Raw genomic sequence first — 23,147 nt, forward strand, 5'->3', positions numbered from 1 at the left:
GTTTCGACTGTCATTTCAGACTCCGAATTCTCGTTGTGTGGAGGTGGTTGCGGTCTCATCCGATTTCGGGCCTCACACAAGAGACGAGCCCCGGATCCGGATGCGGACCGCGGGGCTCTGGGAAGCAGCTAAACCACGGGCACCGCTGGCCGGTACCCGTAGAAAAATCGACGCTGCATATTGAGCACGAAATGAGTGTGCCACTTGGAGGCGTTCAAGCGCAAAGGTGTCGCCGAACGGCGGTAGGTTGGATCAGTTATGAGTGTGCAGCACGTGACCGAATCTGAAGGCGATCAACTTCTCGACGGTTTGAACCCCCAGCAACGCCAGGCGGTTCTGCATGAGGGCTCGCCGCTGCTGATCGTCGCCGGTGCGGGCTCGGGCAAGACCGCCGTGCTGACCCGGCGTATCGCCTACCTTCTGGCCGCGCGCGATGTCGGACCAGGCCAGGTGCTGGCGATCACTTTCACCAACAAAGCCGCCGCTGAGATGCGCGAACGCGTGGTGGCGCTGGTCGGCCCGCGGGCGCGATCGATGTGGGTATCGACGTTTCACTCGACCTGCGTGCGGATTCTGCGCAACCAGGCGTCGCTGATCGCGGGCCTCAACTCCAACTTCTCCATCTACGACGCCGACGATTCCCGACGCCTGCTGCAGATGATCGCCAAGGACATCGGCCTCGACGTCAAGCGGTATTCGCCGCGGCTGCTGGCCAACGCCATCTCCAACCTGAAGAACGAGCTGATCGACCCGCAGCAGGCGATGGCGAACCTGTCCGACGACGCCGACGACCTGGCGCGCACGGTGGCCACCGTCTTCTCCGAATACCAGCACCGGCTGCGGCTGGCCAACGCCCTGGACTTCGACGACCTGATCGGCGAGACGGTCGCGGTGCTGCAGGCCTTCCCGCAGATCGCCCAGCATTACCGTCGACGCTTCCGGCACATCCTGGTCGACGAGTATCAGGACACCAACCACGCGCAGTACGTCTTGGTCCGCGAGCTGGTCGGCCGCGACACTGAGGACGGTGTGACACCGGGCGAGCTGTGCGTGGTCGGCGACGCCGACCAGTCGATCTACGCGTTTCGCGGCGCCACGATCCGCAACATCGAAGACTTCGAGCGCGACTATCCCGACGCCGCGACGATCCTGCTCGAGCAGAATTATCGCTCCACGCAGAACATCCTGACCGCGGCCAACTCGGTGATCTCCCGCAATGCCGGGCGCCGGGACAAGCGGCTGTGGACCGACGCCGGCGAGGGTGAGCTGATCGTCGGCTACGTCGCCGACAACGAGCACGACGAGGCGAGGTTCGTCGCAGAGGAAATCGACGCGCTGGCCGCCAACAACGCCATCACCTACAACGATGTGGCCGTCTTCTACCGCACCAACAACTCGTCGCGGTCGTTGGAAGAGGTGTTCATCCGCGCCGGCATTCCCTACAAAGTGGTTGGGGGAGTGCGGTTTTACGAGCGCAGAGAGATTCGCGACATCGTCGCTTACCTGCGCGTGCTGGACAACCCAGGCGACGCGGTCAGTTTGCGGCGGATCCTCAACACGCCGCGGCGCGGCATCGGCGATCGCGCCGAGGCTTGCGTGGCCGTGTACGCCGAGAACACCGGATCCAGTTTCGCGGACGCGCTGGAAGCCGCCGCCGAAGGCAAGGTGCCGCTGCTGAATACCCGGTCGGCCAAGGCGATTGCGGGTTTCGTGGAGATGCTCGACGAACTGCGGAGCCGGCTCGACGCGTCGGAGGGCGACCTGGGTGAACTGGTCGAGGCGGTGCTGGAGCGCACCGGATACCGCGCGGAGTTGGAATCGTCCTCCGACCCGCAAGACTTGGCCCGGCTGGACAACCTCAACGAACTCGTCAGCGTCGCACACGAATTCGCCACCGATCTGGCCAACGCCGCCGCGCTCGACGACGTGCCCGTCGACGAGGACGTGCCGGACACCGGTGTGCTGGCGCAATTCTTGGAACGGGTGTCTTTGGTCGCCGACACCGATGAAATCCCCGAGCAGACAGCCGGTTTGGTGACGCTGATGACGTTGCACACCGCCAAGGGGCTGGAGTTCCCGGTGGTGTTCGTCACCGGATGGGAAGACGGAATGTTCCCGCACATGCGGGCTTTGGGTGACGCGGGCGAGCTTTCCGAGGAGCGTCGACTGGCCTACGTCGGGATCACCCGGGCACGCCAGCGCCTCTATGTCAGCCGCGCCAAGGTTCGGTCGTCGTGGGGACAGCCGATGCTCAACCCGGAATCGCGGTTTCTGCGCGAGATCCCACAGGAGCTCATCGACTGGCGTCGCACCGACCCGACGCCGTCGCTCAGCGCACCGGTGAGCGGTGCCGGCCGGTTCGGCACGCCGCGGCCGTCGCCGACCCGCGGTGCAGCCGGCAAGCGGCCGCTGCTGGTGCTGGCGCCGGGCGACCGGGTCACCCACGACAAGTACGGCCTGGGCCGCGTCGAAGAGGTGTCGGGCGTCGGCGAATCAGCGATGTCGCTGATCGACTTCGGCAGCGCGGGTCGGGTCAAGCTGATGCACAACCACGCTCCGGTGTCGAAGCTCTAGTCTTCCAGCAGCCATTCCCGCGTACGCGGCAGCATGGTCAGTACGGCGCTGGTGATCGGCAGAATTGGCAGGGTGTGCACGATCCAGGCCACTCGTGCGCCAGCGATGAACACGCCGAGGTAGGTCAAGATCGCGACCACGGCGCCCGCCACGATCAGGTAGCGGCTCAGCGGTTAGCGCAGCAGCAGCAGGATCACCCCGGAGATCGTGGCCAGCGCGAATATTAGCGCCAGGAACGCCACAGCCACGCAGAACAGCCGGTCCGATCTCCACCAGCCCGCGATCAGGTCGGTCGCCACCACCGAGGTGGACCAGCCGCTGACGATGCTGACCGCCGCAGCGGCCACCGCCGTCGTCCGGCTCGGCTCGCCATAGGGAGAGCCCGCCATGGCGGCCGGGCTGCTCGGCGGAGCGTATTGCGGGGGCGACGGCGGCCGTGGAATGTGCGTGGTGCGGGCGTCGTCGACCGCCTGCGGCAAGGGCCCGGTCGGCGCTCGGCGAATGATGCGCGTTTCAGGACCGCTGGCGGCGGGCTTGGGCCCGGTTGGCGCTGAGGGCGGCGGGCGATCGCCTGGTGTGGGACTGTTCGGGTCGGTCAACGGTCAACCGGCGAAGGTGCCGACGGACAGGCCCCGTTTGGCCAGCCACGGCACCGGGTCTACCCGCTGCGAGCCGCCCAGCAGTACCTCGAAGTGCAAATGCGGGCCGGTGGAATTGCCGCGGTTGCCCATGGTGGCGATCTGGTCGCCGGCCATCACCCGCTGACCCACGCCGACCAGCGTGGTGTTGACGTGGCCGTACAACGTGACCGTGCCGTCGGCGTGACGCAGCTTGACCCACATTCCGTAGCCGGCGGTCGGGCCCGCGTCGATGACGACACCGTCGGAGACCGCGTGGATCGGGGTGCCGATCGAGTTCGCGAGGTCGATGCCGGCGTGCAGGACGCCCCACCGGTAGCCGAAGCCCGAGGTGAAGATGCCCTTGGTCGGCATGACGAACAGCGGCTGCTGCAGCCTGGCCTCGCGCTGGGCGCGCTCCTGAGCGAACGCGACGCCGTGGGCCAGCTCGGCGTTGTGGACGGCGACGTTCGCGGCCGGCCGCACGGTCACCATCTGCATACCGCCGCCGGAAGTGCTGATCGGCCCGCCGTTGGTCGCTGCGGCTTGAGCGGCCAGCACGGTCGGGGCCTTGGAGTGATCTGGGGCCTCGGTGGTGGAGTGCGCGGCGGCCGCGGCGGCACCGGCCGCCATCGCGCCGATCAGCACGCGACCCCGAGCGGGGCCGGTCAGCTGTTTGCGGTGCTGTCCGCGCCGAATCATCGGCTCCGCGTCGCCAGTACCACGGTGCGCGTCACGCCGAACTGGGTCGATCCGGCGCTTGGACACGCTGGGGCGGGCCAGCCTCATCACGGCGAGGTTGTCGGTGTCGTCCAAGTCGTCGAGCTCGGGCGCGCGCAGGACCTGCGCTTCTTTGTCGAAGTGGGAGTTGGTGCTGAAATCCAGGTCGTCGAGCATGCCGAACTCATTGAAAGGAATGATGTCGGTGACTTCGTTGCGACCAGGGGCTGACAAGCTGCCGCGCGACGCCGAAAGCTCTCCTTGGACAGGAGACAGTGCCGGGATTTGCTGGGTCAACCTGATTGTCCCTCGAGCCGTAACCGTATCGTTATCTGGACCCTGAGACGTTAACCGGCGACCTGGTGAGGTTGCAAGCTAAGCCAGAAATCCGCTCGGGATTGTGATTTGAATCACGACAAACCGCCCGGTGAGATCTGCCACATCCACCGGTGCCGACGACGGCACGTTCAGGCCGTGTCGATACAGTTCCCGCAAGCGGGCGTCGAACCCTGGGCTCGCGTACAAAACGGAAAACTAGGCCGACACACAGAAGTGAGCCCATGGATCTTTTCGAGTATCAGGCGAAGGAGCTGTTCGCCAAGCACAACGTCCCAACGACGCCCGGCCGGGTGACAGACACCGCGGACGGGGCCAAGGCCATCGCCGAAGAGATCGGGCGCCCGGTGATGGTCAAAGCGCAGGTCAAGGTCGGTGGACGGGGGAAGGCCGGTGGCGTGAAATACGCCGCGACCGCGGATGACGCCTACAACCACGCGAAGAACATTCTCGGCCTGGACATCAAGGGCCACGTCGTGAAGAAGCTGCTGGTCGCCGAGGCCAGCGATATCGCCGAGGAGTACTACATCTCCTTCCTGCTCGACCGCGCCAACCGCACCTACCTGGCCATGTGCTCGGTGGAGGGCGGCGTGGAGATCGAAGAGGTCGCCGCCACCAAGCCCGAGCGGCTGGCCAAAGTCCCGGTGGATGCGGTCAAGGGTGTCGACTTGGCATTCGCCCGCTCGATCGCCGAACAGGGCCACCTGCCGGCCGAGGTGCTCGATGCAGCGGCGGTCACCATCTCCAAGCTCTGGGAGGTCTTCGTCGCCGAAGACGCCACTTTGGTTGAGGTCAACCCTTTGGTGCGGACGCCCGACGACCAGATCCTGGCGTTGGACGGCAAGGTGACACTCGACGGCAACGCTGACTTCCGGCATCCGGATCATGCCGAGTTCGAGGACCGCGACGCCACCGACCCGCTGGAGCTCAAAGCCAAGGAGCACAACCTCAACTACGTCAAGCTCGACGGCGAGGTCGGCATCATCGGAAACGGCGCCGGGCTGGTCATGTCGACGCTGGACGTGGTGGCCTACGCGGGCGAGAAGCACGGCGGGGTCAAGCCGGCCAACTTCCTCGACATCGGTGGGGGCGCCTCGGCCGAGGTGATGGCCGCCGGTCTCGACGTCATCCTGGGCGACCGACAGGTCAAGAGCGTGTTCGTCAACGTGTTCGGTGGCATCACCGCGTGTGACGCCGTGGCCAATGGGATCGTCCAGGCGCTGAAGATCCTCGGCGACGACGCCAACAAGCCGCTGGTGGTCCGGTTGGACGGCAACAACGTCGACGAAGGCCGGCGCATCCTGGCCGAGGCCGCCCACCCGCTGGTGACGGTCGTACCGACGATGGACGAGGCCGCTGACAAAGCCGCCGAGCTCGCGAGCGCCTGAAAGGACCGCACGACATGGCAATCTTTCTGACCAAAGACAGCAAGGTCATCGTCCAGGGCATCACCGGTAGCGAGGCCACTGTGCACACCGCCCGGATGCTCAAGGCGGGCACTCAGATCGTCGGCGGCGTCAACGCGCGCAAAGCCGGCACCACCGTGACGCATGAGAACAAGGGCGGCCAGATCGTCAAGCTGCCGGTGTTTGGCAGCGTCGAGGAAGCGATGCAGCAGACCGGCGCCGACGTGTCGATCATCTTCGTGCCGCCGAAGTTCGCCAAGGACGCCATCATCGAGGCCATCGACGCCGAGATCCCGCTGCTGGTGGTTATCACCGAGGGAATCCCGGTGCAGGACAGCGCCTATGCCTGGGCATACAACCTGTCCAAGGGCGGCAAGACCCGCATCATCGGGCCGAACTGCCCGGGCATCATCACCCCCGGGCAGGCGCTGGTGGGCATCACGCCGGCCAACATCACCGGCTCGGGACCCGTCGGCCTGGTGTCCAAGTCGGGCACGCTGACCTACCAAATGATGTACGAGCTACGTGATTTCGGGTTCTCCACGTCGATCGGTATCGGCGGCGACCCGGTGATCGGCACCACCCACATCGACGCGATCGAGGCCTTCGAGAAGGACCCCGAGACCAAGGTCATCGTGATGATCGGTGAGATCGGTGGTGACGCCGAAGAGCGTGCCGCCGACTACATCAAGGCCAACGTGTCCAAGCCGGTCGTCGGCTACGTCGCGGGATTCACTGCGCCGGAAGGCAAGACGATGGGCCACGCCGGCGCGATCGTGTCCGGCTCGTCCGGCACCGCTGCCGCCAAGAAGGAAGCTTTGGAAGCGGCCGGGGTCAAGGTCGGCAAGACCCCGTCGGAAACCGCCGCGCTCGCACGGCAAATCCTGGAGAGCCTGTAGGCGTCATGGATCCGCGCACTCCGGTCGTAGTCGGCGTCGGGCAGGCCGCAGAACGCATCGACGACGCCTACTACCGGGGAATGTCGGCCGTCGAATTAGCGGCGGCCGGCGCACGGGCGGCGCTCGAGGACTGCGGTGCGGACATGGCAAAGGTAGCCGCGTCGATCGACACCGTCGCCGGCATAAGGCAATTCGAGATTTCCGGACCCGCCAAGGCGGTCTTGGGCAAGTCGAACAACTATCCGCGATCGGTGACCAATAGAATCGGCGCAGACCCGGCCCGTGCCATCCTGGAAGTCGTTGGGGGACAAGGCCCGCAGCACCTGATCACCGAACTGGCCGGCCAGATCGCGGCCGGACGCTCGGAAGTCGCCATGGTCTTCGGCTCCGATGCGACCTCCACCAACCGCTACTTCGCCGACGCGGAGAACCGGCCGGACTTCTCCGAAACCGTCGACGGGTCGTTGGAAGACCGTGGCATGGGCCTGGAGCAATTGATCAGCCGCTACACGATAATCCACGGATTGGTCGACGCGCCAACGCAATACGCGCTACTGGAGAACGCCCGGCGGGCCGGAACCGGACTCGGGCCCGCCGAGTACCTACGGCGGATGGGCGAACTGTTCGCGCCGTTCTCCAAGGTGGCCGCGGGCAATCCGTTCGCCGCCGCGCCCGTCGAACGCAGCGTCGAGGAACTGATCACCGTCACCGAGCGCAATCGGATGATCTCCAATCCGTACCCGCGGCTGATGGTGGCCCGCGATCAGGTGAACCAAGGTGCGGCCGCGCTGCTGATGTCAGTGGAGGCCGCACGCAATCTTGGTGTTCCCGAGGAGAATTGGGTATACCTGCACGGTCACGCCGACCTAGAGGAACCCAACTTATTGGATCGGCCGGATCTCGGCCATTCCCCGTCGGCGGTGACGGCGGTGCGCGAAGCGCTGGACGTCGCCGGGCTCGGCATCGACGACATCGCCACCTTCGATCTGTACAGCTGCTTCCCGGTGCCGGTGTTCAACATCTGCGACGGCGTCGGACTCGCCACCGACGATCCGCGCGGGCTGACGCTGACCGGTGGCCTACCGTTCTTCGGCGGTGCGGGCAACAACTATTCGATGCACGGCATCGCCGAGACGGTTGGCGAATGCCGTGGCACACCAGGCCAATTCGGCCTGGTCGGCGCGAACGGCGGCTTGCTGAGCAAGTACTCGGTCGGCGTCTACTCGACCGCTCCGACGGCGTGGAAGCCGGATCGCAGCGCGGAGCTGCAGGCTCAGGTCGACCAGGCGCCGAAGGAAACGGTCGTCGAGCAAGCCGACGGCCCGGCCACCGTCGAGACCTACACGGTCCGGCGCGACGGCGCGAAGTTGACCGGGATCATCGTCGGGCGACTCGACGCCGACAACAGCCGGTTCCTGGCGACCACCGAGGAAGACGACCTGATCGCGCTGCTCACCGACGGTGAGCCGCTCGGACACTCGGTGACCGTGCGCTCGTTCGACTACGGCAACCGCTGCTCGCTGAGCTGACTAGTGGGCGCCGGTGATCGCGGCGACCAGGCCTTCGCAATCCTCGACCGTCACATTGAGCGCCGAGTGGTCACGCAGCCCGATCACGCGGCGAATACGCGGCTCGAAGTGGATGCATACGCCTTGAGTTGCGTTGGTGCCGAACGTGAGTCCGTCGTCGGCCAACGACAGCCGCGCGCCCACGGCGGTCCACCAACGGTAGGGCCCGGTGATATGCGCACTCTGAATCTGCGACAGCGGCGCGTCGACACGCAGCGGTCCGTAGCGGGCGATCAGCCGGCCGTCGTCAGTGACGGTGACGCCCTGCGCGCGGGGCCACAGGCGAAACGGCAGCCATATCGGGGCCAGCCGGGTTTCGTAGCGAAAGGGGAAGTGCTTGCCCGGCTCGTCGTCGGCTGTCACGATGCGCCTCCGATCGGATTCAGCGTCTAGACCGCGGCGGCCAGCTTGCCGGCCAGTCGCTCTACATACGCGGAGACCTCATCTTCGGACTTGTCGGGCAATCCGAACAACACCTCGGTGACCCCGAGCTCGGCCCAGTGCGCCAACTTTTCGGGCACCGGCTTGAAGTCCAGCGCCACGATCTGCGGCGCGCCGTCGCGGCCGGCGGCGGCCCAGGTGTCCTGCAGCAACTTCACCGGCTCGTCGATGTCGAAGTCGCGCGGCGTGGTTATCCAGCCGTCGGCGCTGCGCGCGATCCACTTGAAGTTCTTCTCGTTGCCGGCCGCCCCGACCAGCACCGGGATGTGCGACTGCACCGGCTTGGGCCACGCCCAGCTGGGCCCGAAGTTGACGAACTCACCCTCGTAGGAGGCTTCCTCTTCGGTCCACAGTGCTCGCATCGCCTCGATGTATTCGCGCAGCATGGTGCGGCGCCGCCCGGGCGGCACGTTGTGGTCGGCGAGTTCATCGGTGTTCCAGCCGAACCCGACGCCCAGGCTGACCCGCCCGCCGGAGAGGTGATCGAGCGTCGCGATGGATTTGGCCAGTGTGATCGGATCGTGTTCGACCGGCAGTGCCACCGCGGTGGACAGCCGCACCCGCGACGTGACGGCGCAGGCCGCCCCCAGGCTTACCCACGGATCCAACGTGCGCATGTAGCGGTCGTCAGGCAGCGATTCGTCACCGGTGGTCGGATGGGCCGCTTCGCGCTTGATCGGGATATGGGTGTGCTCGGGCACGTAGAACGTCTGAAACCCATGGTTATCGGCGAGAGTGGCGGCCGCCGCCGGGGTGATTCCGCGATCGCTGGTGAACAGCACAAGCCCGTAGTCCATGGATGAATTAGAACGTGTTCCAATCTTGCGGGCAACCACGGGGGGTGGCTATACGTCACCGAGGTCCACGCCGACGTACCGGACGAGGTGCGCTAGCGTGGTTGATCGGCTCGCGTCGCAATGCAAGCGCAGCTTTCGCCACGACATTCGTTGAGAGTTACCGGGTAGCCTCGCGAGGAGCGGCGCGCCGGAGGACCAGCGCCGCACGACAGTGGCGCCGCAATCGCATCGGAAGGCAACAGGAGAACCCATGACCTACCCGCCCGGCAGTCCCGGATATCCGCCCGCGCAGTCGCCCGCCTCATACGCGGCTCCCGCCGCGCCGTCGTTCAACAAGGGCAACGAGGGTGAGAGCAACCTGAAGCAGTATCTGACCATCGGAACGCTGGTGCTCGGCCTGGCGATCTACCTGGTGAGCTACGGCCCGATGATCACCCGCGTCCTCCCCAACGGCGACGAGCTCGTCGAAAGCGGCAGCACCTTGCCGGTCGACCTGGCGCTGCTCGCGGGGCTGCTGGCCGGCGTCAGCCTGGTGCCCAAAGCCCACAACTTCTCCGCGGTGGTCGCTGCGGTCGCGACGCTGGGCGGCTTGCTGCTGATCGAGGACACCATCGGAGCATCAGGCCGTGGCTGGGCGCTGTGGATCGCCGTGGGCGCCGGCGTGGTCCAGGCCGTGCTCGCCGTCACCGCGCTCTTGCTGGACGCCGGTGTGATCACCCCGCCGGCGCCGCGGCCCAAGTACGACCAGTACTACGGGCAGTACGGCGGCTACTACGGCCAGCAGCAGCCTCCTTACGGCCAATCCGGCTACGGATCCCAGTACGGCGGCTACCCAACTGGACCGACAACCGGCGGTTTCAGTGCGCAACCCGGACCTCAGCCCAGCTCGGCACAGTCGCAGCACGGATCACCCACCCCGCCAACGGGTTTCCCTAGCTTCAGCCCGCCGCCGTCGTCCGGCTCCGGGGCTCAGGGGCAGGGCAACTCAACTGATCAGGGGGGTTCGGCCCACGGCCAGAACTCATTCAGCTCGGGTCAGCAGCCGCAGGCGCCGTCCTCGCCGTCGGGTCCGTCACAGTCGTAACCGTGCACTGTCGGGCGCGGCGGGTCGCCGACCAGGGGACCTGGTAGGTAACGTCCTCAAACCGTGACGCCGGACAGTCGAACCCCTGGCGCCAACCAGGCCCGTGACCTTCTGCGGGTCGCGTTCGGCCCCGCCGTGGTGGCGTTGGTGATCATCGCCGCGGTGACGTTGTTGCAGCTGGTGATTGCCAACAGCGACATGACCGGCGCGCTGGGTGCGATCGCCAGCATGTGGCTCGGCGTGCATCAGGTACCGATCTCGATCGGCGGCCGCGAGCTCGGCGTGATGCCGCTACTTCCGGTGCTGCTGATGGTGTGGGGTACCGCGCGCGCTACCGCACTGGCCACCACGACGACCGCCTCGTGGTTCGCCATCCGGTGGATCGTGGCGTCGGCCCTGGGCGGACCGCTGCTGATCGCCGCGATCGCGCTGGCCGTCATCCACGACGCGGGATCGGTCATCACCGAGTTGCAGACGCCGAGCGCGTTGCGCGCTTTTGTCAGCGTGCTGGTCGTGCACGCAATCGGCGCGTTCATCGGGGTGGGTTCGCGGGTCGGCCGCCGGGCCCTCGCGGCGTCGCCGCTGCCGGATTGGCTCGGCGATTCACTACGCGCGGCGATGGCCGGCGTGCTGGCGTTGCTCGGGCTGTCGGGAATGGTCGCGGCCGCCTCGCTGGTCGTGCACTGGTCGACGATGCAGGATCTGTACGCGATCACCAACTCGGTATTCGGCCAGTTCAGCCTGACCCTGCTCTCGATCCTGTACGTGCCCAACGTGATCGTCGCGACCGCCGCGATGGCCGTGGGATCCAGCGCCCACCTGGGTTTTGCGACATTCAGTTCGTTCACCGTCTTCGGAGGGGACATGCCGGCGCTGCCGGTGCTGGCCGCGGCGCCGCACCCGCCACTGGGTCCGGTCTGGGTTGCGCTGCTGATCGTCGGAGCGTCATCGGGTGTCGCGCTTGGACAGCAGTGCGCGCGCCGGCCGTTACCGCTGTCCGACGCGATGGCCAAGTTGGGGACTGCGGCACTGGTGGCGGCGCTGACCTTGGCATTGCTCGGCTATGCCGGCAGTGGCCAGTTGGGCAACTTCGGCGGCGTCGGACTCGACCAGAGCACGTTCGGGTTCGCGGTCTTCCTGTGGTTCACCGCCGTCGGTTGGCTCACCGTCGCGATGGCCGGCGGCATCCGATACCGGCCGCGAAAACCGAAGCGGGCCGCGCCGCCGGCGGCCGAACCGGATGACGAGCCGTCGATTGATGTCCAGGCCGACGATCCGGGCGCCGGTGTCGCGACCCATGACACGTCAGCAACCGAGTCGGGCATCGATTCGGCGCCGGACCGGCCCACATCGTCGCCGGACGACGACAGCTAGGCTCGCCCTGTGCAGCAACCGTTCCGCGTGCCTCCCAGTGCGCCTGCACGATTGGTGGTGTTGGCATCGGGTACCGGTTCGCTGCTGGCGTCCCTGCTGGCGGCCGCCGTCGGTGACTACCCGGCGCGGGTCGTCGCAGTCGGCCTTGACCGCGACTGTCCGGCGGCCGAGATCGCGGGTAACGCGTCGCTGCCGACGTTCCGGGTGCGGCTCGCGGACTATCCCGACCGCGGCGCATGGGACGCCGCACTCACCGAGGCTACGGCCGCTCACTCGCCGGACCTCGTCGTCTCGGCGGGATTCATGAAGATCCTTGGACCACAATTTCTTTCGAAGTTCGAAGGCCGCACGCTCAACACCCATCCGGCTCTGCTGCCGGCTTTTCCCGGTGCGCACGGAGTGGCCGACGCGCTGGCCCACGGTGTGAAAGTCACCGGCTGCACGGTGCACCTGGTGGACGCGGGCACCGACACCGGCCCGATACTTGCCCAGCACGCCGTCCCGGTGCACGACGATGACGACGAACAGACTCTGCATGAGCGGATCAAGGTCGTCGAACGACGGCTCTTGGTAGATGTGATAGCCGCCCTGGCGACCGGCGGCGTGACCTGGATCGGACGAAAGGCGACTATCGGATGAGCACCTATGACGCGAAGCGGCCGATTCGCCGCGCGTTGATCAGCGTCTACGACAAGACCGGGCTGGTCGATCTGGCCCGCGGTCTTGCCGAGGCGGGCGTCGAGATCGTCTCCACCGGGTCGACCGCGAAAACCATTGCCGACAAAGGTATTCCGGTGACGCCGGTGGAGCAGCTGACCGGCTTTCCGGAGGTGCTCGACGGCCGGGTCAAAACCCTTCATCCGCGGGTACACGCCGGCTTGCTGGCTGATCTTCGCAAGCCCGAGCACGCTGCGGCGCTCGAGCAACTCGGGATCGCGGCGTTCGAGTTGGTCGTGGTCAACCTGTATCCGTTCAGCGAGACCGTAGAGTCCGGCGCGGGTGTGGACGAGTGCGTCGAGCAGATCGACATCGGCGGACCGTCGATGGTCCGCGCGTCGGCCAAGAACCACCCGAGCGTGGCGGTGGTGACCGATCCGCTCGGTTACGACGGAGTGCTGGCCGCCGTGCGCAACGGCGGCTTCACCTTGGCCGAGCGAAAGAAGTTGGCGTCATTGGCATTTCGGCACACCGCCGAGTACGACGTCGCGGTGGCCGGCTGGATGGAGTCGACACTGGCGCCCGAGGAGCCGGCCGCGGCGTTCCCGGAGTGGGTGGCGGGGACGTGGCGACGCTCGACCCAGCTGCGCTACGGCGAGAACCCGCACCAGCAGGCCGCGCTCTACGTCGACGACGGCGGGTGGCCCGGTCTGGCGCAGGCCGAGCAGCTGCACGGAAAAGAGATGTCCTACAACAACTTCACCGACGCCGACGCGGCGTGGCGGGCCGCCTTCGACCACGAGCAGACCTGCGTGGCGATCATCAAGCACGCCAACCCATGCGGGATTGCGGTCTCGTCGGATTCGGTCGCCGACGCGCATCGCAAAGCCCACGAGTGCGACCCGCTCAGCGCCTTTGGTGGGGTGATCGCGGCCAACACCGAGGTCACCGTCGAGATGGCCGAGTACGTCAGCACGATTTTCACCGAGGTGATCGTGGCGCCCGCCTACGCACCGGGCGCCGTCGATGTGTTGGCGCGCAAGAAGAACGTCCGCGTGCTGGTGGCGGCCGAGCCGATGGATGACGACACCGAGCGCCGTCAGATCAGCGGTGGGATGTTGATGCAGCAGCGCGACCGGATCGACGCGCCGGGCGACGACCCGCTCAACTGGACACTGGCGACCGGTGCCCCCGCCGACCCGGCCACGCTGGCGGATCTGGCCTTCGCCTGGCGCACCTGCCGCGCGGTCAAATCCAACGCGATCGTCATCGCCGGCGGCGGCGCGACCATCGGCATCGGCATGGGCCAGGTGAACCGCGTCGACGCGGCGCGGTTGGCGGTCGAGCGCGGCGGCGATCGGGTCCGCGGCGCCGTTGCGGCCTCAGATGCGTTCTTCCCGTTCCCGGACGGTCTGGAGACGCTGGCCGCCGCGGGCGTCAAGGCGATCGTGCATCCAGGCGGGTCAGTGCGCGACGACGAGGTGACCGCGGCGGCCGAAAAGGCCGGCGTGACGCTCTACCTGACCGGCGCCCGGCACTTCGCGCACTAGAAGCCCACTGCGCTCAGGCGCTGACTTCGTCTTTCAGGTCCTTCTGCGCCGTCGCGTAGCGAATGAACGCAGCGACCTCGTCGACCGCGCGGCGGGCGTCGGGGTTGACGTCGAAGCTCAGCTGGAACATGTGCATAGCCTTGTGCCACTGCTGCACCCAGACGTCGACGCTGTGCGCCCGCAGCCGTTCGGCCAGCGCGAAGGTGTCGTTCAGCAACATCTCGTGGGTGCCCACCTGCAGCAGGAACGGGCCCAGCCCGTGCAGGTCTGCCTCCGGCGGCATCACCGGCGGCGGCCGGGTGCCGTTGACGGTGGCGAACACGTCGTAAATGAACTTCACCGTCATGAACGGGAACATCACGTCGCGGTGGTCTTTCAGAGCGCGGTATTTCAGGCTCATGTCCGATGACGTGAGCGGGGACATCAGCGCCTGACCGGCCGGCACCGGCAGCCCGGCGTCCCGCGCTGCGAGCGCGACGTCGGCGGCCATCAATCCGCCCGCCGAGTCGCCGGCCAGCACGATGCGTTCGGGGGCGAACCCCTGCGCCAGCGCGTAACGGTAGCCGTCCAATCCGTCGGCGACGGCGTCTTCGATACTGGCGTGCGGCGCAAGTCGGTAGCCGACATTGAATACCTTCGCGCCGGTCGTTGCCGACAACTTGCTGACGAAACGGCGATGGGAGTTGAGTCCCAGGGTCACCAAAGCAGAGCCGTGGAAATAGACGATGAGTGAATTGGAATCGCGTGCTTTCGGCGCGACGACCCATTCGGCCGGGCAGTGCGGCAACGAGACCCGCGTGACGTCAGTGCCACGCAGCGGCGGAATCAGCCGCAGCGGGCCGTCGATCCCGTCGAGTCGCGCCGCCTGCAGCGCGTCGGGGCGGAAGCGATTGACGACGAGGCCGATCACGGTCAGGGCGCCCAGCACTGGCCGGACGAAGATTGCGGTGAGCAAAGCGAGCACGCTGGACTGCCACGATGCAGGGCCGAAGTGCGCCATCTCGGGTCGATCACACCAGTCGGGGGAATTCACGGTACTGAGGGTATCGGGTAGCTGGATGATGACCACTGTGAGCTTCGTGTCGAAGTGCGGCGATAGTTGCCTGGGCCACTCGGTGGCGCGCGCTTGAACGTCCGCCGGCCGCTGAGCGAAGCATCGCCGTGTGTCGATTTGGGCCGCCCAGAATTTCTTCCGTACAAGATCACTTCGGCCTAGAGTCAAAATTCGGGCCCGTCTACCGGACGAGTCCGGTGCGATCGAAAGGTATTCGAGAGGAAAACATGCGCGCGATAAGCAAAAGGACAGCGTCGTTCTCAGTCGCAATTGCAGTGTTCGCTCTGATCGGTGCGGGATGTCACCAGTCGAACAACTCGAGCCAGTCCTCGAGTTCGGCGTCGTCCTCGTCATCCGCAATGACGTCACCGGCCGCCATGTCGCCATCAATGGCGATGCCGGCACCGACCTCGACCCAGATCGCCGGCAAGAACGGCACTGAGTACACCGTGGAGGGACCGATCCTGGCCAAGTGGGAGACCCTCACCGACGAGCAGAAAAAGGATCTGGGCGCTCCCTACGACAACCAGAAGAACACCGCCGACAACAGTGGCGTCTACCAGCAGTTCGATGACGGGGTCCTCATCTATCGGAATGGGCAGCCCGTCTACTTCGTCTGGGGCAAGATCCGCGACGCGTGGAATGACGTCCAGGCGTCGCAGGGCAAACTGGGTTACCCGACCGCTGATGAGATGAAGGAACCCGACGGCACCTACAAGTCGACGTTCGAGCACGGCACCATCACCTGGAAAGAGGGCGACGAGAAGGCCACCGTCACCACGAGCTAGCCGCACAACTCCCTCGGCAAGGCCGGGCAATCCCTGCGATTGCCCGGCCTTGTTCATGCCAAGGTGACCTGGGGGCGTGCCGTTACCCGCTGCGTCGTCGTAGCGTGGAGTGGTGACTGCTGCGAATAACCTGCCCCGCACCGTCGGCGAGCTGCGTGCCGCCGGGCATCGCGAACGGGGCGTGAAGCAAGAAATCCGGGAAAACCTGCTGACAGCGCTGGCCGAGGGTGACGAGATCTGGCCAGGCATCCTGGGGTTCGAGGATACCGTCCTACCGCAGCTGGAACGGGCGCTGATCGCCGGCCACGACTTCGTGCTGCTCGGTGAACGCGGTCAGGGCAAGACGCGCCTGCTGCGGGCGCTGGCCGGCCTGCTGGACGAGTGGACGCCAGTGATCGGTGGCGCCGAGCTCGGCGAGCATCCGTACAGCCCGATCACCCCGGAGTCGATCCGCAAGGCCGCCACCCTCGGCGACGATCTGCCGGTCGAGTGGCGGCACCGCAGCGAGCGCTACACCGAGAAGCTGGCCACCCCCGACACCAGTGTCGCCGACCTGGTCGGTGACATCGACCCGATCAAGGTCGCCGAAGGCCGCAGTCTGGGCGACCCCGAGACCATCGCCTACGGCCTGATTCCGCGGGCGCACCGCGGCATCGTCGCGGTCAACGAGCTGCCCGACCTGGCCGAGCGCATTCAGGTGTCGATGCTCAACGTGATGGAGGAGCGCGACATTCAGGTTCGCGGCTACACCCTGCGGCTTCCGCTGGACGTGCTCGTCGTCGCCAGCGCCAACCCAGAGGACTACACCAACCGCGGCCGCATCATCACCCCGCTCAAGGACCGGTTCGGCGCCGAGATCCGCACGCACTATCCACTGGAGCTCGACGCCGAGGTCGGGGTGATCCGCCAGGAGGCCCATCTCAGCGCGCAGGTCCCCGACTACCTGATCCAGGTGATCGCCAGGTTCGCCCGCTACCTGCGGGAGTCCACCTCGGTCGACCAGCGCTCCGGGGTGTCGGCTCGGTTCGCGATCGCCGCGGCCGAAACCGTTGCCGCCTCCGCGCGGCATCGCGGCGCGGTGCTCGGTGAGACGGACCCGGTGGCGCGGGTGGTCGACCTGGGCACGGTGATCGCTGTGCTGCGCGGCAAGCTGGAGTTCGAGTCCGGGGAAGAAGGACGCGAGCAGGCCGTGCTGGAACACCTGCTGCGCCGGGCCACCGCCGACACCGCGTCCAGAGCGCTCGGCGGTCTCGACGTCGGCCCGCTGGTGGCCGCGGTCGAGGGCGGCTCCGCGGTGACGACCGGTGAGCGGGTGTCGGCCAAGAACGTGCTGGCGGCACTGCCGGACCTGCCGATCATCGAGGCGATCGCCAAGCGGCTCGGCGCCGAATCCGAGGGTGAGCGCGCGGCGGCGCTGGAATTGGCTTTAGAGGCACTGTATTTGGCCAAGCGGGTCGACAAGGTGTCCGGGGAAGGCGAAACCGTCTATGGCTAAAGGTCACTCGTCAGGTCATTCGGCGAAATACTCGGCCTATACGGGCGGGCCCGATCCACTGGCCCCGCCGGTGGATCTGCGCGAGGCGCTCGAGCAGATCGGCCAGGACGTGATGGCGGGCACGTCGCCGCGCCGTGCGCTGTCCGAGTTGCTGCGCCGCGGCACCAAGAACATGACCGGAGCCGACCGGCTGGCCGCCGAGGCCAACCGCCGTCGACGAGAACTGTTGCGCGAGAACAACTTAGACGGGACCCTGCAGGAGATCAAAAAGCTGCTCGACGATGCGGTGCTGGCTGAGCGCAAGGAACTGGCGCGCGCGTTGGACGACGACGCCCGCTTCGGCGAGCTGCAACTGGATGCGCTTTCGCCGTCGCCGGCCAAGGCCGTGCAAGAGCTTTCCGAATACGATTGGCGCAGCGACGAGGCGCGACAGAAGTACGAGCAGATCAAGGATCTGCTCGGTCGCGAGATGCTCGACCAGCGCTTCGCCGGCATGAAGGAGGCGCTGGAAGGCGCCACCGACGAGGACCGTCAACGCGTCAACGACATGCTCAACGACCTCAACGACTTGTTGGACAAGCACTCGAAAGGGCAAGACTCCCAACAAGATTTCCAGGACTTCATGGACAAGCACGGCGAGTTCTTCCCGGAGAACCCGCAGAATGTCGAGGAGCTGCTGGACTCGCTGGCCAAGCGGGCGGCGGCCGCGCAGCGGTTCCGCAACAGCCTGAGCCCGGATCAGCGCGCCGAGTTGGATGCGTTGGCGCAGCAGGCATTCGGCTCGCCGGCGTTGATGCAGGCGCTGGATCGGCTTGACGCCCACCTGCAGGCAGCCCGGCCAGGGGAGGACTGGGACGGCTCGTCGCAGTTCTCCGGCGACAACCCGCTGGGCATGGGTGAAGGCGCGCAGGCGCTGGCCGACATCGGCGAGCTGGAACAACTCGCCGAGCAGCTGTCGCAGGCCTATCCGGGCGCGACGATGGACGACGTCGACCTCGACGCGCTGGCCCGCCAGCTGGGCGACCAGGCCGCCATCGACGCCCAGACACTGTCCGAGCTCGAGCGTGCGCTGGTGAATCAGGGCTTCCTCGACCGCAGCTCGGACGGCCAGTGGCGGTTGTCGCCGAAGGCGATGCGGCGACTGGGCGAGACGGCATTACGCGATGTGGCGCAGCAACTTTCGAGCCGTCGCGGCGAACGCGAACTGCGTCGTGCCGGAGCGGCGGGTGAGCTGACCGGTGCAACCCGGCCCTGGCAGTTCGGCGACACCGAGCCGTGGAACGTCACGCGGACGCTCACCAACGCCGTGCTGAGGCAGGCCGGCACCACGGCGGACAACCGAGATTCGGCCATTCGCGTCACCGTCGACGACGTCGAGGTGTCCGAGACCGAGACCCGCACCCAGGCCGCGGTCGCGTTGCTGGTCGACACGTCGTTCTCGATGGTGATGGAGAACCGCTGGCTGCCGATGAAACGCACGGCGCTGGCGCTCGACCATCTGGTGCGCACTCGATTCCGTTCAGATGCGTTGCAGATCATCGCCTTTGGCCGTTACGCGCGAACCATGACCAGCGCCGAATTGATGGGCCTGGAAGGCGTGTACGAGCAGGGCACCAACCTGCATCACGCACTGGCTTTGGCCGGCCGCCATCTGCGCCGGCATCCCAACGCACAGCCCGTCCTGCTGGTGGTCACCGACGGCGAGCCGACCGCGCACCTGGAGGACACCGGCGACGGCGCGTCGGTGTTCTTCGATTACCCGCCGCATCCGCGGACCATCGCCAATACGGTGCGCGGCTTCGACGAGATGGCCCGGTTGGGCGCGCAGGTGACGATCTTCCGGTTGGGCAGCGACCCGGGCCTGGCCCGTTTCATCGACCAGGTTGCGCGTCGCGTCGAAGGACGGGTGGTCGATCCCGATCTCGACGGGCTGGGCGCGGCAGTGGTCGGCGACTACCTGCGCAGCCGCCGGCGATAGTTCAACGGGCTAGCGCTAGGTCTTGCGGTTCTTCCGCTTGATCCCGACGCCGCCCCACAGGGAGAAGCCGCGGATCCGCACGGTCGGCGCGCCGGGGGTGCCCTCGCGCCTGACGTTGTGGTCGAACCCACCCATCACGCCGTGTCCTTTGATCTCGACGTTGACTTCGGGCGGCAACAGGATGGTCTGCCCGCCCATGATCGAGGTGGCGCGGATCTCGACCTCGGTGGAGGTGAAGTCGGCGTAGCGGAGGTCGATGACGCCGCCACCCCACAGCGCGAACGTCGTCAGCTTCTTGGGCACGTTCCAGCGGCCGCGCCGCTCGAACGCGCTCATGATGGCCAGCAGCAGCATCGACGGCGCGGGTTGGGTGTCGCCGCCGCGCTGGGGGTTGACCGTCGACCCCAGCAGGTCCGACCGCAGGCGATCCAATTCTTCGTAGGTCTTCGCCGCATAGGCCCTGGTCAGGCGGTCTTCGTAGTCGCTCATCTGCAACCGGCCCTGAGCGGCCGCGTCAGTGAGCAGCTGGGCGAGCTGAATGCGATCGGTTTCGGCCGCACGCGCGACGGCGTTCGGCTGGTCCTGCGCGTCTCGCTGCGCTGACTTGCTCATCAGTGTCGAGCGTACGACGAAGAAAATTTGCTGCAAGGTGTCTTCGCTAAACTGGTGCGCCAAACCACAGAATTCACTCAGTCTGGCGGGGATCGCTCGCTCGCAGCGCCTGAGCGGCCCGCTCGGCGAGCCGGTCGTAGATGGATTCAGATCGCAGCGCCATCGCGACGAGCATCGCGACTGCGCAGGCGCCAAGCATCGGTGGCAATTGGTTGGTGTTGCCCGTCATCTCGGTGGCAAGGATGAGTCCGGTGACCGGGGCGTTCACCGACGCGGTGAAGAAGGCCGCCATCCCGATGAGCGCGCATGCGGCCAGGCTGGGCACGGTGTGCGGCGTGAGGTGCATGGCGATGAGCCCGACGATCAATCCGGACTGTGATCCCAGGACCAGCATCGGCGCGAACAAACCTCCGGGAGTGGCGGCGGCGTAGGAGACGACGCCGAGCACGAACCGCAGCACGAGCACACCGGTGATCGCGAGCAATGCTCCGCGGCCCAGCAGTGCATTCTGGGTGAGGTTGTCGCCGCTACCGGCCAGGTCCGGTGCTACCCAGACGAGCAGCCCGACCAGTGCGCCGGTCGCGCCGGCGCGGGCCTCTTTGGGCAGGCGGCTGGCGTCGGCCCGGCGCAGGGCGAACATCACCGCCGCGTTGTAGAGCACGCCGAGCAACCCGGTGACGACTCCGATCGCGATCACCCAGCCGTATTCCACCAGCCGTGGTTCGGCCAACGGCGCCATGTGGAACTCGGTCCGCGATTTCACCAGCAGGTGGGCGGCGGCGAACCCGGACGCGGACGCGACGAGGGTCGCGACCGTGGTGCGCGGATCGAACCGCTTGACGAGTTCTTCGAGCACGAATACGCCGCCGGCGATGGGCGCGTTGAAGGCAGTGGCCAGCCCGGCCGCGGCGCCACCGGCCACCAGGACGCGCAGGTCAGCGAGGTTGCGCCGGGTGATGGTGGCGACGATGACCGCCGCGGTCCCGCCCATCTGGACCGACGGCCCCTCGCGACCGAGGGCCATGCCGCTGCCGATGGACAACAGCCCGCCGATGTATTTGATCGGCAGGATCCGGAATCGGTCGGGCCGCACACGGCCGTCGGCGACCGCCTCGACGCGGGGGATTCCGCTGCCCTCGGCGTGCGGCTCGATCCGGTGCACCAGGGCGGCGGCGATCGCGGCGGCGGCGGTACACACCAGCACCACGACGAACAACCCCGTCCAGCTGCCGTGTGCCCAGCCGGCTAGCCCGTCGCGCAGCCGGGCACCCTGTTGCAGCAGGAGCCGGAAGCTCGCCGCGCTGAGGCCGGTGAGCACGCCGACCAAAGCGGCGGCCACCACGAACCCGATCAGGCTCTCGGCGCCCTCGCCCTCGTCGTCGACCGGGCGCGCGGACGGGCGCTGCCAGCCGGTGAGCATGCTGCGAAGGACGTCTCGCCAGCTGTCGCGTTCGTCATCGTGCACCCCCATTGCATAGCGGAGGACCCTGCGGCGGCTGCTGGCGGGGCCTCTATCCGGAAGCCCAGCTGGGCGGCCTTTTCTGCAGGAACGCCAGCATGCCCTCGCGGGCTTCGTCGGAGACGAACAGCCGCGCCGACTCGGCGCCCAGCCGCTCGGCGTCGCGGTCGAACCCGTCCAGCACGGCGGCGGTGGTCAGCGCCTTCGATGCAGCCAGGCCCTGCGGTGAGCCGCGACCGATGTCGGCGACCAGCGAGGCCACCGTGGCGCCGACGTCGTCGGCGGCCGTCGTGATCAGCCCGATCGAGGCGGCGGTGGTGGCGTCGAACGTCTCACCGGTCAGGTAGTAGCGGGCGGCGGCGCGGGCGGACATCTTCGGCAGCAGCGTCAGCGAGATGATCGCCGGCGCCACCCCGATCCGGGCTTCGGTCAACGCGAACGTGCTGCGGGGTCCCGCGACGGCGATATCGCCGGCGGCGACCAGGCCCATGCCGCCGGCCCGGACATGCCCGTCGACGGCGACGATCACCGGCCGCGGCGACTCGACGATCGCGCGTAGCAACGTCGCCATTTCGCGGGACCGCTGGGTGGTGGCTTCGGCGGGATCCGCACTCGCCGCCGACCCCTCGGACAGGTCGGCGCCCGCGCAGAAGGTGTTCCCGGTGTGGCCGAGCACGACGACCCGCACCGACGGATCGTCCGCCGCGTCGCGCAGGCCCTGATGCAGCTGGCCGACCAACGTCGACGACAGCGCGTTGCGGTTGTGCGGCGAATTCAGCGTCAGCCGCGCTACCTGCCCGTCGACGGCGTACTCGACGAGAGTGTCCATCAGTAGGACCGGGGCAAGCCGAGCGATGTCTGTGCGACGAAGTTGAGCACCATCTCGCGGCTGACCGGTGCGATGCGGCCGAGCCGGGCCGAGGCCAGCATGGCGGCGACGCCGTACTCCTTGGTCAACCCGTTGCCGCCGAGCGACTGCACGGCCTGGTCTACCGAGCGCGTAGCGGCCTCGGCCGCAGCATATTTCGCCATGTTGGCGGCCGTCGCGGCACCGCCGTCGTCGCCGTTGTCGTAGAGCGTGGCGGCCTTCTGCATCATCAGCTTGGCAAGCTCGACCTCGATGTGGCACTGCGCCAACGGATGTGACAAGCCCTGGTGCGAGCCGATCGGCGTTCCCCACACCTGGCGGGTCTTGACGTAGTCGGCGGCCCGGTCCAGCGCGAAGCGACCCATGCCGACGCTGCTGGCCGCGCCCATGATGCGCTCGGGGTTCAGGCCCGCGAAAAGCTGTGCGATCGCGGCGTCTTCGGCGCCGACGAGCGCATCGCTGGGCAGTCGCACATCGTCGAGGAACACTTGGAACTGCCGCTCGGGGCTGATGATCTCCATATCGATCGGCGTGTAGGTGAAACCGGGCGAATCGGTGGGCACCACGAATAGCGCCGGTCGCAGCTTGCCGGTTTTGGCTTCCTCGGAGCGCGCGACCACCAGCACGGCCTGAGCCTGGTCGACGCCGGAGATGAAGACCTTCTGGCCCTTAAGGATCCAGTCGCTGCCGTCGCGGCGGGCCGTGGTGGTGATCTTGTGGGAGTTGGATCCGGCGTCGGGTTCGGTGATGGCGAACGCCATGGTCAGCGTGCCGTCGGCGATACCGGGAATCCAGCGCTTCTTCTGTTCCTCGGTACCGAACTTGCTGATGATGGTCCCGTTGATGGCGGGCGACACCACCATCAGCAGC

General features: G+C 67.2%; 20 protein-coding genes and 1 pseudogene. 11 read left to right on the forward strand and 10 right to left on the reverse strand.

What is annotated here, in order from left to right:
* Positions 1-258: 258 nt before the first annotated feature.
* Entirely contained in the window at positions 259-2,574 is a 2,316-nt protein-coding gene (gene pcrA / locus VGH54_RS12505; protein ID WP_331512314.1) for a DNA helicase PcrA, read from the forward strand.
* Here pcrA and VGH54_RS12510 read toward each other — a convergent pair.
* Positions 2,571-3,173 (reverse strand): annotated as a pseudogene (locus VGH54_RS12510) (hypothetical protein). The gene pcrA and the pseudogene VGH54_RS12510 sit on opposite strands and share 4 nt — an antisense overlap.
* 3 nt (positions 3,174-3,176) lie before the next feature.
* Positions 3,177-4,187, reverse strand: coding sequence for a M23 family metallopeptidase (locus VGH54_RS12515; protein ID WP_414688695.1), 1,011 nt, complete (start codon positions 4,185-4,187; stop codon positions 3,177-3,179).
* A gap of 284 nt (positions 4,188-4,471) precedes the next feature.
* Between VGH54_RS12515 and sucC the strand changes: the two genes are divergently transcribed.
* From sucC to VGH54_RS12530, 3 genes are read left to right on the forward strand one after another with little or no spacing between them, the layout of a single operon-like run.
* Positions 4,472-5,635, forward strand: coding sequence for an ADP-forming succinate--CoA ligase subunit beta (gene sucC, locus VGH54_RS12520; RefSeq protein ID WP_331512315.1), 1,164 nt, complete (start codon positions 4,472-4,474; stop codon positions 5,633-5,635).
* 14 nt (positions 5,636-5,649) lie between these two features.
* Positions 5,650-6,552 (forward strand): succinate--CoA ligase subunit alpha, encoded by a 903-nt coding sequence (gene sucD / locus VGH54_RS12525; protein WP_331512316.1) that lies wholly within the window; start codon positions 5,650-5,652, stop codon positions 6,550-6,552.
* A 5-nt stretch (positions 6,553-6,557) separates the two neighbouring features.
* A complete protein-coding gene (locus VGH54_RS12530) occupies positions 6,558-8,081 on the forward strand; it encodes an acetyl-CoA acetyltransferase (protein WP_331512317.1) in 1,524 nt (507 codons plus the stop codon).
* Here VGH54_RS12530 and VGH54_RS12535 read toward each other — a convergent pair whose 3' ends face one another.
* Positions 8,082-8,483 carry a hypothetical protein gene (locus VGH54_RS12535; RefSeq protein WP_331512319.1) on the reverse strand — a complete coding sequence of 134 codons (402 nt, stop codon included), beginning with the start codon at positions 8,481-8,483 and terminating at the stop codon, positions 8,082-8,084.
* A 26-nt stretch (positions 8,484-8,509) separates the two neighbouring features.
* On the reverse strand, positions 8,510-9,358 hold the full coding sequence (locus tag VGH54_RS12540; RefSeq protein WP_331512320.1) for an LLM class F420-dependent oxidoreductase: 849 nt from the start codon (positions 9,356-9,358) through the stop codon (positions 8,510-8,512).
* 250 nt (positions 9,359-9,608) lie between these two features.
* On the opposite strand from VGH54_RS12540, the gene VGH54_RS12545 reads away from it, so the two are divergent.
* The 4 genes from VGH54_RS12545 to purH all read left to right on the forward strand — a co-directional run bounded on the left by VGH54_RS12545 (position 9,609) and on the right by purH (position 14,023).
* Positions 9,609-10,442: a DUF5336 domain-containing protein gene (locus tag VGH54_RS12545; protein WP_331512321.1), complete on the forward strand. Its 834-nt coding sequence runs from the start codon at positions 9,609-9,611 to the stop codon at positions 10,440-10,442.
* Between the two features lie 63 nt (positions 10,443-10,505).
* Positions 10,506-11,816, forward strand: coding sequence for a DUF6350 family protein (locus VGH54_RS12550; protein ID WP_331512322.1), 1,311 nt, complete (start codon positions 10,506-10,508; stop codon positions 11,814-11,816).
* Positions 11,817-11,825: 9 nt separating this feature from the next.
* Positions 11,826-12,455, forward strand: a complete 630-nt coding sequence (gene purN, locus VGH54_RS12555; protein ID WP_331512323.1) for a phosphoribosylglycinamide formyltransferase — start codon at positions 11,826-11,828, stop codon at positions 12,453-12,455.
* On the forward strand, positions 12,452-14,023 hold the full coding sequence (gene purH, locus VGH54_RS12560; protein ID WP_331512324.1) for a bifunctional phosphoribosylaminoimidazolecarboxamide formyltransferase/IMP cyclohydrolase: 1,572 nt from the start codon (positions 12,452-12,454) through the stop codon (positions 14,021-14,023). The genes purN and purH overlap by 4 nt, the downstream gene beginning before the upstream one ends.
* Positions 14,024-14,036: 13 nt before the next feature.
* Here purH and VGH54_RS12565 read toward each other — a convergent pair whose 3' ends face one another.
* Positions 14,037-15,056 carry an alpha/beta hydrolase gene (locus tag VGH54_RS12565; protein ID WP_331512325.1) on the reverse strand — a complete coding sequence of 340 codons (1,020 nt, stop codon included), beginning with the start codon at positions 15,054-15,056 and terminating at the stop codon, positions 14,037-14,039.
* Positions 15,057-15,378: 322 nt separating this feature from the next.
* On the reverse strand, positions 15,379-15,516 hold the full coding sequence (locus VGH54_RS12570) for a hypothetical protein (RefSeq protein ID WP_331512326.1): 138 nt from the start codon (positions 15,514-15,516) through the stop codon (positions 15,379-15,381).
* 10 nt (positions 15,517-15,526) lie between these two features.
* Here VGH54_RS12570 and VGH54_RS12575 point away from each other — a divergent pair, with 10 nt between their 5' ends.
* From VGH54_RS12575 to VGH54_RS12585, 3 genes are all read left to right on the forward strand, one after another.
* Entirely contained in the window at positions 15,527-15,865 is a 339-nt protein-coding gene (locus VGH54_RS12575; protein ID WP_331512327.1) for a hypothetical protein, read from the forward strand.
* 109 nt (positions 15,866-15,974) lie between these two features.
* Positions 15,975-17,360, forward strand: coding sequence for a sigma 54-interacting transcriptional regulator (locus tag VGH54_RS12580; protein ID WP_331512328.1), 1,386 nt, complete (start codon positions 15,975-15,977; stop codon positions 17,358-17,360).
* The gene (locus VGH54_RS12585) at positions 17,353-19,338 is read left to right on the forward strand and encodes a VWA domain-containing protein (RefSeq protein ID WP_331512330.1); all 1,986 of its coding nucleotides are present in this window, start codon (positions 17,353-17,355) and stop codon (positions 19,336-19,338) included. Before VGH54_RS12580 ends, VGH54_RS12585 begins: the two co-directional genes overlap by 8 nt.
* 15 nt (positions 19,339-19,353) lie before the next feature.
* On the opposite strand, the gene VGH54_RS12590 is transcribed toward VGH54_RS12585, so the two are convergent.
* From VGH54_RS12590 to VGH54_RS12605, 4 genes are all read right to left on the reverse strand, one after another.
* Complete coding sequence (locus tag VGH54_RS12590; protein ID WP_331512332.1) at positions 19,354-19,950, reverse strand: DUF1707 domain-containing protein; 597 nt, start codon at positions 19,948-19,950, stop codon at positions 19,354-19,356.
* 73 nt (positions 19,951-20,023) lie between these two features.
* Positions 20,024-21,415: a ClC family H(+)/Cl(-) exchange transporter gene (locus VGH54_RS12595; protein WP_331512333.1), complete on the reverse strand. Its 1,392-nt coding sequence runs from the start codon at positions 21,413-21,415 to the stop codon at positions 20,024-20,026.
* 46 nt (positions 21,416-21,461) lie between these two features.
* Positions 21,462-22,238 carry an enoyl-CoA hydratase family protein gene (locus VGH54_RS12600; RefSeq protein ID WP_331512334.1) on the reverse strand — a complete coding sequence of 259 codons (777 nt, stop codon included), beginning with the start codon at positions 22,236-22,238 and terminating at the stop codon, positions 21,462-21,464.
* A partial coding sequence (locus VGH54_RS12605; protein ID WP_331512335.1) for an acyl-CoA dehydrogenase occupies positions 22,238-23,147 on the reverse strand: 910 nt, incomplete at its 5' end. The genes VGH54_RS12600 and VGH54_RS12605, both read right to left, overlap by 1 nt.

It is taken from the genome of Mycobacterium sp. (assembly GCF_036488105.1).
In the GTDB taxonomy this organism is placed as follows: Bacteria; Actinomycetota; Actinomycetes; order Mycobacteriales; family Mycobacteriaceae; genus Mycobacterium.

Bases quoted from the DNA above. Each gene is read 5' to 3' on its own strand.
- pcrA (WP_331512314.1), top strand. From the start codon at position 259: ATGAGTGTGCAGCACGTGACCGAATCTGAAGGCGATCAACTTCTCGAC.
- sucC (WP_331512315.1), top strand. From the start codon at position 4,472: ATGGATCTTTTCGAGTATCAGGCGAAGGAGCTGTTCGCCAAGCACAAC.
- sucD (WP_331512316.1), top strand. From the start codon at position 5,650: ATGGCAATCTTTCTGACCAAAGACAGCAAGGTCATCGTCCAGGGCATC.
- VGH54_RS12530 (WP_331512317.1), top strand. From the start codon at position 6,558: ATGGATCCGCGCACTCCGGTCGTAGTCGGCGTCGGGCAGGCCGCAGAA.
- VGH54_RS12540 (WP_331512320.1), bottom strand. From the start codon at position 9,358: ATGGACTACGGGCTTGTGCTGTTCACCAGCGATCGCGGAATCACCCCG.
- VGH54_RS12545 (WP_331512321.1), top strand. From the start codon at position 9,609: ATGACCTACCCGCCCGGCAGTCCCGGATATCCGCCCGCGCAGTCGCCC.
- purH (WP_331512324.1), top strand. From the start codon at position 12,452: ATGAGCACCTATGACGCGAAGCGGCCGATTCGCCGCGCGTTGATCAGC.
- VGH54_RS12585 (WP_331512330.1), top strand. From the start codon at position 17,353: ATGGCTAAAGGTCACTCGTCAGGTCATTCGGCGAAATACTCGGCCTAT.
- VGH54_RS12590 (WP_331512332.1), bottom strand. From the start codon at position 19,950: ATGAGCAAGTCAGCGCAGCGAGACGCGCAGGACCAGCCGAACGCCGTC.
- VGH54_RS12600 (WP_331512334.1), bottom strand. From the start codon at position 22,238: ATGGACACTCTCGTCGAGTACGCCGTCGACGGGCAGGTAGCGCGGCTG.